The 12,390-nt window shown below is 29.5% G+C and carries 13 protein-coding genes; 3 read left to right on the top strand and 10 right to left on the bottom strand.

The genetic code is table 11. The features are described from left to right. The 5 genes from Q0V15_RS03295 to Q0V15_RS03275 all read right to left on the bottom strand — a co-directional run. Positions 1 to 1,082 (bottom strand): exonuclease SbcCD subunit D (locus Q0V15_RS03295; protein ID WP_297435974.1); only part of this gene is annotated, 1,082 nt, incomplete at its 3' end. 207 nt (positions 1,083 to 1,289) lie between these two features. Beyond that, the gene (locus Q0V15_RS03290; RefSeq protein ID WP_297435972.1) at positions 1,290 to 1,973 is read right to left on the bottom strand and encodes an ABC transporter ATP-binding protein; all 684 of its coding nucleotides are present in this window, start codon (positions 1,971 to 1,973) and stop codon (positions 1,290 to 1,292) included. Between the two features lie 12 nt (positions 1,974 to 1,985). Beyond that, positions 1,986 to 3,152, bottom strand: coding sequence for an ABC transporter permease (locus Q0V15_RS03285; RefSeq protein ID WP_297435970.1), 1,167 nt, complete (start codon positions 3,150 to 3,152; stop codon positions 1,986 to 1,988). A gap of 217 nt (positions 3,153 to 3,369) precedes the next feature. After that, on the bottom strand, positions 3,370 to 4,068 hold the full coding sequence (locus tag Q0V15_RS03280; protein ID WP_297435968.1) for a MerR family transcriptional regulator: 699 nt from the start codon (positions 4,066 to 4,068) through the stop codon (positions 3,370 to 3,372). Positions 4,069 to 4,249: 181 nt separating this feature from the next. Further along, positions 4,250 to 5,422, bottom strand: a complete 1,173-nt coding sequence (locus tag Q0V15_RS03275) for an iron-containing alcohol dehydrogenase (RefSeq protein ID WP_297435966.1) — start codon at positions 5,420 to 5,422, stop codon at positions 4,250 to 4,252. Positions 5,423 to 5,790: 368 nt separating this feature from the next. On the opposite strand from Q0V15_RS03275, the gene Q0V15_RS03270 reads away from it, so the two are divergent. Then, positions 5,791 to 6,258 (top strand): hypothetical protein, encoded by a 468-nt coding sequence (locus tag Q0V15_RS03270; protein ID WP_297435964.1) that lies wholly within the window; start codon positions 5,791 to 5,793, stop codon positions 6,256 to 6,258. A 19-nt stretch (positions 6,259 to 6,277) separates the two neighbouring features. On the opposite strand, the gene pepT is transcribed toward Q0V15_RS03270, so the two are convergent. Both pepT and Q0V15_RS03260 read right to left on the bottom strand, forming a co-directional pair. Next, positions 6,278 to 7,504, bottom strand: coding sequence for a peptidase T (gene pepT / locus Q0V15_RS03265; RefSeq protein ID WP_297435962.1), 1,227 nt, complete (start codon positions 7,502 to 7,504; stop codon positions 6,278 to 6,280). A 460-nt stretch (positions 7,505 to 7,964) separates the two neighbouring features. Then, a complete protein-coding gene (locus tag Q0V15_RS03260) occupies positions 7,965 to 8,309 on the bottom strand; it encodes a helix-turn-helix domain-containing protein (RefSeq protein WP_297435960.1) in 345 nt (114 codons plus the stop codon). Between the two features lie 186 nt (positions 8,310 to 8,495). Here Q0V15_RS03260 and hxlA point away from each other — a divergent pair, with 186 nt between their 5' ends. Beyond that, positions 8,496 to 9,128, top strand: a complete 633-nt coding sequence (gene hxlA, locus Q0V15_RS03255; protein WP_297435958.1) for a 3-hexulose-6-phosphate synthase — start codon at positions 8,496 to 8,498, stop codon at positions 9,126 to 9,128. 5 nt (positions 9,129 to 9,133) lie between these two features. After that, positions 9,134 to 9,691 (top strand): 6-phospho-3-hexuloisomerase, encoded by a 558-nt coding sequence (gene hxlB, locus Q0V15_RS03250; RefSeq protein ID WP_297435956.1) that lies wholly within the window; start codon positions 9,134 to 9,136, stop codon positions 9,689 to 9,691. A gap of 76 nt (positions 9,692 to 9,767) precedes the next feature. Here the strand turns inward: hxlB and Q0V15_RS03245 are convergent, their stop codons facing one another. The 3 genes from Q0V15_RS03245 to Q0V15_RS03235 form a co-directional block, all read right to left on the bottom strand. Beyond that, on the bottom strand, positions 9,768 to 10,484 hold the full coding sequence (locus Q0V15_RS03245; RefSeq protein WP_297435954.1) for a BRO family protein: 717 nt from the start codon (positions 10,482 to 10,484) through the stop codon (positions 9,768 to 9,770). 503 nt (positions 10,485 to 10,987) lie between these two features. Beyond that, positions 10,988 to 11,140, bottom strand: coding sequence for a hypothetical protein (locus tag Q0V15_RS03240; protein ID WP_297435952.1), 153 nt, complete (start codon positions 11,138 to 11,140; stop codon positions 10,988 to 10,990). A gap of 231 nt (positions 11,141 to 11,371) precedes the next feature. Continuing rightward, on the bottom strand, positions 11,372 to 12,343 hold the full coding sequence (locus Q0V15_RS03235) for a 3'-5' exoribonuclease YhaM family protein (RefSeq protein ID WP_297435950.1): 972 nt from the start codon (positions 12,341 to 12,343) through the stop codon (positions 11,372 to 11,374). Between the last annotated feature and the right edge of the window lie 47 nt (positions 12,344 to 12,390).

Below are 12,390 nucleotides of genomic sequence, written 5' to 3'. Positions count from 1 at the left end.
GCTTTATTCTTATTCATATCTTCTATTTTAATATCTATACTTGAATTTTTTAAATCTCTCTTATATTCTCTTTCTAGACTAAGTGGATTTTCATAAACTGCTTTAAGCTGTGCCATTGGCTCAAAAAGTTCTCCATCATCAGTTAAAATAAAATGAATATAATCATCAGTTTTTTGAGTTTTTAAAAATTCTTTATCCATAAGACTTTCTAAAGTCCCTTTTAAAACTCTAATATCTTTATAAGGCTTCACAGGAATCTCTTTAACTTTCACTCCATCATCATCTATTTCAACAATACTCACACTATTTTTATGACTTTTTTCTGAAATTGAATACTTAAGTGGCGAACCTGAATATCTAATAGAATCATCATTTGCACTTACTCTCTTTGGTTCATGTAAATGTCCAAGTGCTACATAATCAAACTCCTTAAATATTTTACCTGATATAAATTCAGTTCCACCCATAGTAAGTGGTCTTTGTGAATCACTCTCCACAATTTCAATTTCTTTTAAAATCTCATCTCTACTTTTACTACTATCAAAGTTAATACTTGTAACATATCCATGTGCTATAACTACTGTTTTCTTAGTATCATCCTTATTTTCATTTATATAATCAACAACTTTTTTCATTCCATCTTCATGATTTCTAATCTCTTCATCATCAAAAATCTTTCTAGCTACTGCTGGGTCAAAGTAAGGAAGTAAATAAAAGTTCGTATCATTAATAGTTACACACTCTATATTTTTATTAAGAACCCCTTCAATATGAAGCCCTTGATATTTAACAATATCACTAATAAAAGATACCCTCTCACCACTATCATGATTTCCAGCTATCGCAAGAATAGGTATCTGAAGTTCATTAACTATCTTTCCAAAATACTTACCTAAAAGTTTAACTGCTCCTGTTGGCGGAAGACTTCTATCATATAAATCTCCAGCTATAACTAAAGCCTCAACTTTTTCTTCTTTTAATATTTTTACTAAATCCTCTAAAAAATGCTCCTGACTTTCAAGCATTGAAATATTATTTACAACCTTTCCTATATGCCAATCTGCTGAATGTAAAAATTTCAAAACCAAACACCTCTTTTCTCAAATTATATTTAATTTAATTATACCCTATCAGTTTTAAAATAGTCAGATATTATGTTTAGTAGTTACCCTCTTTTAGATTTAAAACTCACTTAAATCTTCTTAAAATATAAAAAAGAAACAGGCTTCCAAATCAGAAGTCTGTTTCCTTTTAAGTTACAAATATAAATAAAGCCTCTTACCTTTTTATTATTTCTTTGTATCTTCTACAATTTTCCCATCACCAACAGTTATAATTCTATCTGCCTTGTTAGCAATTTTATTATCATGTGTGATAACTACGAAAGTTGTATTATATTTTTTATTAATATCTCTAAGCAGTGCATATATATCATCAGTTGTTTTAGAATCAAGGTTTCCTGTTGGCTCATCAGCAAGCACTATTTTAGGGCTATTAATTAAAGCTCTTGCAATAGCTCCTCTTTGCTGCTGACCACCTGATAAATCAGTTGCCTTATTATTCTTAACTTTTGATAAATCAACTAGCTCTAATAATTCTTCAGCTCTCTCTTTTATCTCTTTAGTTATTTTTTGTCCTGATAGCATATAAGGCATCAAAACATTTTCCATAACAGTAAATTCAGGTAAAAGGTAATGGAACTGGAATATGAAACCAAGATCTCTATTCCTAACTTTTGAAAGTTCATTCTTTTTCATTTTATCTGTTCTTTTACCATTAATATAAATCTCACCATTTGTAGGTTTATCAAGTGTTCCAAGAATATTAAGCATAGTACTTTTACCACTACCACTTTGTCCTATTATTGAAATAAATTCACCTTCTTCGATATCTAGGTTGATATCAAAAAGAACCTGTGTCTTAATCTTTTCACCATATATTTTATTTATGTTTTTAAGTTGTAAAACGCTCATTTTCAGTACCTCCTAGTTATCTCTTATTATTTCCATTGGGTCAAGTTTTAATGATTTTGTTGCTGCAAAAATAGCTGCAACTGTTGCTGCTATGAAAGCTATAATCATACTTATAATTACAAATGTTATATCAAGATTATTTGTTATAACAGGTGTTCCTGTTGGTGTTTTTACAAAGTTTGCAAATAACTCGAATACTCCAACTCCAAGTCCACCCCCTACTATCGCACCTATAACTCCAAGTATTGAACCTTGGTATATAAATATTTTAGCTGAATCACTATTTTTAATTCCCATAGCTTTTAAAATACCAATCTGTTTAGATTTTTGAAGAACTGATATAGCAAGAACTGATGCTATACTCATAATTACTGAAATCATAATGAACACTTGTATTGTCATTGATGAAGAATTTTGTCCACTTAAAGCTCCAAGTAAACTAGCATTCTCTGCTTTCCAGTTAGTAACTTTTAAATCTTTACCTAAGTTTTTAGAAATTCCATCTGCTATTACATTAGCATTGAATATCTCATTTGTAGAAAGTTTCATTTCAATAGAATTAACTTTTCCTGATTCATTAAACATAGCTTGTGCATAGTTTAAATCAGTAACTACCCAAGTATCATTAAGCTGTCCAACATTTAAATTAAGTATTCCACTTACTTTAACTTTCTTTGGACCTTTTGAAGTTTGAAGTGTCATTGAATCTCCAACCTTTAAATTGAATTTCTTTGCAATTCCATTTCCTATTGCAACTTCATCCTTATTCATTGGAAGAGTTCCATTTGTTAAATCTTTTTTTACTCCGTAAATATTTTGACCTTTATCAAAATTCATACCCCTAACAAGAACTGAAGAATTTATCTTATCCACACTTATAAGTGCTGGATTATCTAAAACTCCTGTAACCTCTGTTACTTTGCTCGGATATTCTGATTTTATTTTATTTATAATTGCATCATAATTATCAAATGTATTTGATGAACTCTTAGAACTTACAACTGTAACCTGTGAACTATTTCCTACAGTAGTTTGAATCATGTTACTGTTAACGTTCTTAATAAGAAGTCCTAAAAATATTTGAACTGTAACTCCTAGTGCAATACCTAGTGCAATAAGAATTGTTTGTAGCTTATTAGATTTTAAAAATCTTGCTGCTATCTTTAAACTTATACTCATTCTAATCTCTCCTTTTATCTTTTGTATTTTAACTCTATGTAAAAAAGTTTTATTCGTTTGAAGGCTTTTCCTCTGCCTTAATTAAAAGTATAGTTCATTACCTTAGGTTAGGTTCAAGTACTTTTTTCATCTTTTTTTAAATTTAAAAAGAAAAAGAGCCATAAACCCTTTATTTATCTAGGTTTACAACTCTTAAATTTAGTTAGCATACTCACTATTATGCTTCTATCATTCTATGACTTTTAATAAAATCTATTAAATTTTCTATATCTTTTGGGTTAACTCCCCTAAGTTCTTCTGGAATTATATCAACCTCAACTAAAACTTGCATAAGATTTTCAAGCCCATTTTCTATATCTTCCATATTATTAACTCGTTTTTCAATTTCCTTAACTATCGCAAGTTTTTTCTCTTCTCCCCTTGCTTTAGTAAACATAGCTAAAAGTCCCATCATCTTTTCATGATTCACTTTATAGCTCTCATCTCTAAAAGGATTAACTCCATCTCTTTTTTTATGTTTGTTTATTCTAATATTTTTAACTTCTTCAACAAGATTATCCCAATCCACTCTATCAGAACTTTTTAAAGTATCATCAATAGCATTTAGTGATTCTCTTATAATATTTAAGTGTTTTATTTTTAAATCTATAACCTTTTGTTGATTAGTTATAACTTCTGAAGTTTTCTCCATATCATTTAAATCATATTCTTTAATCTCTGCAATTGAAAACCCTAAAAACTTAAGTGATGTAATTTTTTTAAGCTTTTTAAAGTCCTCATCAGTATAAAATCTATGCATTGCTTCATTCTTATAGCTTGGATTTAAAAGTTCTATCTTATCATAATATCTAAGTGTCCTTTCAGTTACCCCTGCCATATTTGCAAATTCTTGAACTTTATAAAAACTACTCTTCATTATTAATACTCCTTTATTTATCTTTTGTATATTTACTATAAATAAAATAATATCCATTCCCATATATAACTCTATCAAATATTATAAAAAAAGACCACAGAGTTACCTAAGATAACTTTGTGGTCTTTACTACTAAAACACTAATTTATATATAGTTGAATTGATTTGAGGTATTTTTGAATTAGAAAGTTACATCTTCTCCATTATAGATAGCTGTAAATAACTGCTTCATTTGCTCTACTGAAATTTCTCTTGGGTTTGTCCCAGTACAAGGATCTGCAACTGCTGTTACTGATATTCCTTCAAGATTCTTCATGAACATTTCTTCTGAAATTCCATATTCTTTTAATGAATTTGGCATATTCATTTCTTTTCTAAAATCTTTAACAACTTGTACAAGTGATGCTACAAGTTCTTCCTGAGTTTCCCCTGCAAGACCAAGTCTTTTAGCTGCATCAGCATAAGCTTTTCCACCTTTTTCATCTTTAGCATTAAACTGAATAGCTGCTGATAAGTATATAGCATTAGCTAATCCATGAGGAATATTAAAGATTTTCCCTGTCTTATGTGACATTGAGTGAACTATACCAAGTATAGCATTTGAGAATGCCATTCCAGCTAAGTTTTGAGCTATATGCATATCTTTTCTAGCTTGCTCTTGCCCTTTATATGAATTACCTAAGTTTTCAACAACCATTTCGATTGATTTCATTGCAAGTGCATCAGTTATTGGGTTATTAGCTTTTGATACATAAGCTTCTAAAGCATGTGTTAAAGCATCCATTCCTGTATTAGCAACTAATCCTTTAGGCATAGATTGAACAAGATTTGTATCAACTATAGCTACATCTGGTGTGATGTTAAAATCAGCTATTGGATATTTAATTCCTGTTTCATTATCTGTAATAACTGCGAATGAAGTAACTTCTGTAGCTGTTCCACTTGTAGTTGGGATAGCTATAAACTTAGCTTTTTGTCTAAGTTCTGGTAAGTTGAATGGCTTTGCAGCTTCTTCAAATGTGAATTCTGGGTACTCATAGAATATCCACATAGCTTTAGCAGCATCTATTGGAGAACCTCCACCAATTCCGATTATTAAATCAGGACCAAACTCATTCATCATTCTTGTTCCCTGTCTTACAGTTGCAACTGATGGGTCATTTTCAACTCCACTAAATATTGCACTTTCAATTCCGGCTTCTTTTAAATTAGCTTGTATAGCTGGAACTGTTCCATCTTTAATTAATCTCTCTGAACCTATAACAAGTAAAGCTTTTTTACCTTTAACTTCTTTTAAATGGTCTATTGCATTTTCCCCTAGGTATAAATCTCTCGGTATTGTAAATCTTTGCATTGATAAATCTCCCCTTTTACTTTATATTTTAAAACTTTTAAATTTTTAATTACTAATCATGTTCTCTTAATTTGTTTTTTTATTTTGTATCCGTTCGCCGGGTACATTTATATCTTATAACGATTATCAAACAAAAAAAAGAAGGCACTTTTAGGTATGCTACTTACCAAAAAGTGCGCTTTGTGATTTTTACTAGCTTTAAATCTTAAAACTTTTTTTTATTTTTTTCTAAATAAAACTCTAGTTATAAGTTTTGATGATATTGTTTTGTTAATTTATCTTAACTCTAACTATTTTATTTTTATAAACATCTCATATATAATTTAGTCTATAATCTATGAGAAATTAATTTTATGGGAGGGATTTAGATGAAAAAATCAGCTTATGTATTTGGTATCCTAGGTTTTTTATCAATCTTTATTCTTAGTGCTTTTGAAAAAATTATGATGTCTGTCAATTCTTATGGTCTTGATGCTATCACTAGCATATATTTATTCTTCGCAATAAATATAGTGGCTGCTAGTCTTTTAGTTATCACTTATTTAAAAGACAGAAATCATTTCGTACATATATCTTTCAACTTAAACAACAAGGGTGTTGCTTTTTTATATCTAGTAATTTCGATTTTATCAATATTACTACTTATAAATTCAAATAGTTATAGTGCAAATAGCTCAAATGTTTTTGTGGTTTTATCTGATTTTATTCAGTCACCACAATTATATCTTCCTATATTACCAGTTGTAATATCAGGACTACTATTTGTAATTACTAGCAAAAAACATATTCAAAAGCTTTCTCATAAAAAAAAAGTAGGAATTAGGCATGTTGCCTAATTCCTACTTTTTTTATCTATTACTTTTCACCATATATCTTAACTATATTAACTATTGTTTCAACAGCTTTTTCCATTGATTCAACAGCTACAAACTCATGTCTACCGTGGAAATTCTCTCCACCAGCAAAAATATTTGGACAAGGTAGACCCATAAATGATAGTCTAGCTCCATCTGTTCCACCTCTTATTGGTCTTATATGTGAAACTATATCTGCCATTTCCATAGCTTTTTTAGCTGACTCAACTACATGTATAACTGGTTCAACCATTTCTTTCATATTTTTATAACTTTCTATTATCTCAATAACTATAGTACCTTTTCCGTACTTAGCATTTAATTTTTCTTCTATACTTCTAAATAATTCTTGTTTCGCTTTATACTTATCTTCAAAGAACTCTCTTATTATAACTATTAAGTTTGCTTTTTCAATACATCCCTCAACATTCATAACATGAATAAATCCTTCATAATCTTCTGTTTTTTCTGGAACTTCTTCAAGTGGAAGCATAGACATAAACTCATGTGAAACCATTATTGAGTTTATCATTTTATTTTTTGCATAACCTGGGTGAACATTTCTACCTGTTATAGAAACCTTAACTGTACAAGCATTAAAATTCTCATACTCAAGTTCTCCAACATGTCCGCCATCCATTGTATAAGCAAACTCTGCATTAAACTCTTTAACATTAAAATGATCTGAACCTTCTCCAATTTCTTCATCTGGAGTAAATCCAACTTTAATATCTCCATGTTTAATCTCTGGATTATTAATTAAAAATTCCATAGCAGTCATAATCTCAGCAATTCCAGCTTTATCATCTGCTCCAAGAAGTGTTGTACCATCAGTTGTAATTAAAGTCTTTCCAATATAGTTCTTAAGTTCTGGTGAAGAACTTACTGCTAAATGAACATTTAACTCTTCATTTAAAACTATATCTTGCCCCTGATAATTCTTAACTATTTGTGGCTTAACATCTTTACCACTCATGTCTGGAGCTGTATCCATATGAGCTATAAATCCTATTGTAGGTATTTTCTTATCTGTATTCTTTGGAAGAGTTGCATAAACATATCCAAATTCATCAACATGAACATCTGAAAGTCCTATCTCCTTAAGCTCCTGCACAAGTTTTTCTCCTAAGACTAATTGTCCCTTAGTACTAGGAGTAACTCTTGTACTTTCATCTGATTTTGTATCCATTACAACATATTCTAAAAATCTTTCTTCAACTTTTTTCATTAAAAATCATCTCCTTATATATATCTACTTAAAGTTATTATCCTACTTTTTTATAACAATTAAAAGTCTTAACCTTAATACTATAGATAAAATCTATTTCTTTATTTTTTTCACAGTGGCATACATAATAAATCCTATAACAATAACTGCTGTAAGACTTATACAAAGTGCTACTACTTTTAACACACTAAAATGCATAATTCATTTCTCCTACCTAAAGATATTTTTTAAATAATCTTCTAATTACTATAAAAGCAAAAATTGTAATAGCTATTAAAACAGCTAAACTAATTATGATAAACATTATAGTTTCAGTATTAGTACTCATAATATTCTCCCTTACTTTTATCATTTGTTTACACTAGTATTTTACCATCATTTCTCAAAAAAATAAAAAGCGATAAAGAATGATTTTTCCATCATTCCTTATCGCTTTTTATCAGTATGTTAAAATACAAAATTACTCTTCTTTATTTATTACATTTTTAATGTAATCTTTACCCCACTCATCCATAATTTCTAAAAGTGGTATAAGGCTTTCCCCATAACTTGTTAGTGAGTATTCAACCTTTGGTGGTGATTCATTATACACTTCCCTATGAACAATTAAATCTTCTTCAAGTTCTCTAAGTTGATGAGTAAGCACTCTTTGAGTAACCTCTGGAATACAAGCTTTAAGCTCTCCAGTTCTTTTTACTCCCTCTTTGCCTAAGTACCATAAAATAAGCATTTTCCACTTACCAGCAATTATTGAAAGCGTAACTTCCTTTTCACAAGTAAACTTTTTTCCTTTTAAGTTTGGCATTATTTCCACCTCTCTATTCTCTTATCACAGTTCCCTTTTGGTAACTATGTGATAAAAAAGTGCGTACTATTATTTATTTTACTTTACAAGTATACTAAAAACTATCAAGGGGTTCAAACATTAGCTACATAGCTAGTGGAGTGAATTACCCAAAACTAAAGATAAAAATTAAGGAGTGAATATTAAATGAAATTACAATTAGCTATAGACTTAGTAGATACAAAAGGTGCCATTGAACTGGTTAAAGAAGTAGGAGAATTTATTGATGTTGTAGAAATAGGAACACCAGTAGTAATAAATGAAGGACTTAGAGCTGTAAAAGAAATGAAAGCTGCTTTCCCTCACTTAACAGTACTTGCTGATTTAAAAATTATGGATGCTGCTGGATACGAAGTAATGCAAGCTGGAAATGCTGGAGCAGATATCATAACTATACTTGGAACATCTGAAGATGAATCTATCAAAGGTGCAGTAGCAGAAGCTAAAAAACTTGGAAAAGAGATCCTTGTTGATATGATAGCTGTAAAAGATCTTGCTACTCGTGCAAAAGAAGTAGATGAATTTGGTGTTGATTATATCTGTGTTCACACAGGTTACGATCTTCAAGCTGTTGGAAAGAACTCATTTGAAGATCTTGCAACAATTAAAAAAGCTGTAAAAAATTCTAAAACAGCAATCGCTGGTGGAATTAAAATAGAAACAATAGAAGAAGCAATTAAACAGAATCCTGATTTAATTATTGTTGGTGGTGGAATTACTGGAGCTTCTGATAAAAAAGCTACTGCTAAAAAAATGCATGAGCTAATCAAAAGAGCGTAATTTATATGAATACAACAGAGTATTTAAATATAATAATTCAGGAATTAAGTCAATCTGCCAAATTAATTTCTGATATAGAAGCAGACAAACTAGCAAAGCAAATACTAACATCAAAAAAGATATTTGTGTATGGTGCTGGTAGATCAGGATTTATGGGTAAATCTTTTGTCATGAGAATGATGCATATGGGAATTGATGCTTATATAGTTGGTGAAACTACAACTCCTACATTTGAAAAAGATGATTTACTTATAATTGGTTCAGGTTCAGGTGAAACAAAATCACTTGTCCCAATTGCTGAAAAAGCAAAAAGTCTTGGAGGAGTTCTTGCTATAGTTACTCTTTCTCCAGACTCAACACTTGGAAAATTAGCAGATATCATTGTTAAACTTCCAGGAGTTGCAAAGGATCAATCTAAAGGTGATTTTAAAACTATTCAACCAATGGGATCATTATTTGAGCAAACTATGCTATTATTCTATGATGCTATTATCTTAACAATCATGGAAAAAAGAAACCTAGACTCAAGTAAAATGTACGGAAAACATGCTAATCTTGAATAATACTAAAAGATACCTTCCTAAATTTTAGGAAGGTATCTTTTTTATATTTTATTACTATCAATCTATCATTTTAATATTATAAACTTAAATGAGGTAACTCAATTCCATCCTTTTCAAATAGAGCTTTTAAAAATATAAGTTGTTCCCTAGATGAAACTCCTTCCTTCTCCATAAGACTTTTAAAAACCTGCAAACTATCAGCTGCCGCTTTAAATCTTAAAAACTTATCCATATCAAAATCATCTTTATCATTTTTATCAGTTCCATTATTTTTGATACTTGTATAAGTACTAGTAAATTCTATGTTCGCAGTAGTTTTAAACTCTGAAAAATCACCAAGTGTTAAGTTATCCACAGCATATTCAAGGCTATTCTCTTTTTCAGAATAGCCTTCTGAAATACTATTTGGTTTATATTCACCTGTTTTTCTTATCTGTGGCAAAACCTCTCTTCTAAGCCATTTCTTAAACGGAATTGCTTCTTTTTTCTCTGTAAATTGTAAGAATCCATATAAACCTTCCTCATAAAATATAACAAGTTGTGATGCATATTTTATAGAGGGTATTGCCTCACAGGCAATAGCCTTAAATTCTTTAAGATAAGCCCCTTTTAATATTTCATGTTCTTCTCCAAGTTCAAATCCCTCTTTATTAATACATTGAAAAACTGCTTTTGATGCTTCATTATAATCAAAAAGTCCTGCAATATGTGTAGCAATCCAACAAGGTTTACCTTTCCATAAAAATGTACAAACCTTATTCCCTTTAAAACTTTCAATAAATAATCTCTTCATTTTAACAACTCCTTGTTTTTAATAATCTAAGTTGCTATAATAAAACTAATTAAAGTTTCTTATAGCAACTTTGGTTTATATAAAAGGTATTTCTAGTTCTTTTGTTGGATACATAGAAATGCCTTTTTTTCATTTTAATTTTTAAACTCATATAGGTTATCTAACCTATTCTTAGGTTCCGTGTTTTACGCACGGAACCTAGCTACACTTCTTTATCTAAGCTATTCTTACACTTCGTAAAACTCCAAAAAACTCGATTTTTAAGTATTTTTTTATAACTTTTAAAAAGTTATCCACAGCCTACTATTAGGTTCTGTGTTTTACGCCAAGAACCTATCTACACGTCTTTATCCAAGCCAATCTTAATCTATATATAAATTAAAACTCCTTAAAATATTAGTGTTTTTCTGATAATCACTTAAAAGTTATCCACAGGTACTTTGCTTATAATTAGGTGAAGGGTCACCAACCCTTCACCCATAGAAACTCCTTTAAACAAGTCATTATATAACTTGGTTCCTACTTTCTTTTCTATTCTCTAAATCACATTCTATTAACTCTACCATATAATCTTGAAAACTCTTTTCATCAAAAACTAATTGAAATTTAAGTCTTTTATGAAGAAAATCTTCTAACTTTACAGTAACAGTCTTCATAATGTCCACCTCCTAATTTATTTAAACTAATCAAACAATCAACTAATTATTAGTTACTGATATTAGCATAACAATAGCTTATGTAATAAATTTATTTTTATACAAGTTTATTTTATAGCTAAGGGTATTGCCTCAAAGGCAATACCCTTAGTAATTTTTAATATTATAAAAAGAAGCTATTCCTAAGTAATTTAATACTTAAAAATAGCTTCTTAATTTATATATTATTTCTTATTCTTCTCTTCCAAGTCCATGATTATATATTCTTCTATTCTCTATAGACCATAATCTTTCTGAGAAATCTCCAACCTTTGTTTCTGTTACAAGCTTTTTCATATCGTACATTCTTGCATCTATTGTATCTATATAATGTAACATTTCAGCTTCTGGAATCATTGGTTTTACTGGACTTCCATACTCAGGCTCAAAGTGGTGTGATAGTACCATATGTTGTAATAACATCATTTTTTGTCTATCAATATTAAGTTCAAGTCCTACTACTTCTATATCTTTTATTCCTTGAGTTATGTGCCCAAGTAGTGTTCCTTCAAGTGTATATTCATCAACTATTCCTAGCTCTGATGCATTCATTTCTTTAATTTTAGCTATATCATGAAGTATTACTCCTGCATAAACTAAGTCTGTATTTAAGAAATCATATATACTACATATTTGCTTAGCAAGTCTAAGCATTGTTAAAACATGATATAAAAGTCCACCTCTAAATGAGTGATGATTTTTCTTCGCTGCTGGGTAATACATAAGTTTTTCTCTATTTCTATCTATTATCTCTGTTAGAAGAAGTTGAATTTCTTCATCCTTCATACCATTTATAAACTCTTCAATCTCAGCAAGCATTTCCTCACTTGGTATTGGTGCTGACTTAACATAATCTTCTATTACTAAGTTATCAGTTTCATCTGCTGTTCTCATCTTTTCAACTTTAAGTTGTAGACTTCCCTGCCAATTTGTAACTGTCCCTCTTACCATAGTTATATCATTTGTTTTATATAAATTTTCATTTTTCTCATTAACTTCCCATATCTTTGCTGATATTTCTCCTGTCTTATCTGATAAAATGATGTCTAAATATTTCTTATTACTATTATTTGCTATCTTACATATAATAGACTTAATCAGGTAGAATCCTTCAACTCTTTCACCTTGTTCAAACTGTCCTATTTTCTTTTCTAAAACGCTCATATCAATATCCTTTCATTATCCTTAATGCTATAATTATTATAGCAAAA

This window comes from uncultured Clostridium sp. (genome assembly GCF_947036855.1).
In the GTDB taxonomy this organism is placed as follows: domain Bacteria; phylum Bacillota; class Clostridia; order Clostridiales; family Clostridiaceae; genus Sarcina.
This window is presented reverse-complemented; position numbering and strand designations above follow the sequence as displayed.

Bases quoted from the DNA above. Each gene is read 5' to 3' on its own strand.
- Q0V15_RS03275 (WP_297435966.1), bottom strand. From the start codon at position 5,422: ATGCAAAGATTTACAATACCGAGAGATTTATACCTAGGGGAAAATGCA.
- Q0V15_RS03245 (WP_297435954.1), bottom strand. From the start codon at position 10,484: ATGAAGAGATTATTTATTGAAAGTTTTAAAGGGAATAAGGTTTGTACA.
- Q0V15_RS03240 (WP_297435952.1), bottom strand. From the start codon at position 11,140: ATGAAGACTGTTACTGTAAAGTTAGAAGATTTTCTTCATAAAAGACTT.
- Q0V15_RS03235 (WP_297435950.1), bottom strand. From the start codon at position 12,343: ATGAGCGTTTTAGAAAAGAAAATAGGACAGTTTGAACAAGGTGAAAGA.
- Q0V15_RS03285 (WP_297435970.1), bottom strand. From the start codon at position 3,152: ATGAGTATAAGTTTAAAGATAGCAGCAAGATTTTTAAAATCTAATAAG.
- Q0V15_RS03270 (WP_297435964.1), top strand. From the start codon at position 5,791: ATGAAAAAATCAGCTTATGTATTTGGTATCCTAGGTTTTTTATCAATC.
- Q0V15_RS03290 (WP_297435972.1), bottom strand. From the start codon at position 1,973: ATGAGCGTTTTACAACTTAAAAACATAAATAAAATATATGGTGAAAAG.
- Q0V15_RS03260 (WP_297435960.1), bottom strand. From the start codon at position 8,309: ATGCCAAACTTAAAAGGAAAAAAGTTTACTTGTGAAAAGGAAGTTACG.
- pepT (WP_297435962.1), bottom strand. From the start codon at position 7,504: ATGAAAAAAGTTGAAGAAAGATTTTTAGAATATGTTGTAATGGATACA.
- hxlB (WP_297435956.1), top strand. From the start codon at position 9,134: ATGAATACAACAGAGTATTTAAATATAATAATTCAGGAATTAAGTCAA.
- Q0V15_RS03280 (WP_297435968.1), bottom strand. From the start codon at position 4,068: ATGAAGAGTAGTTTTTATAAAGTTCAAGAATTTGCAAATATGGCAGGG.
- hxlA (WP_297435958.1), top strand. From the start codon at position 8,496: ATGAAATTACAATTAGCTATAGACTTAGTAGATACAAAAGGTGCCATT.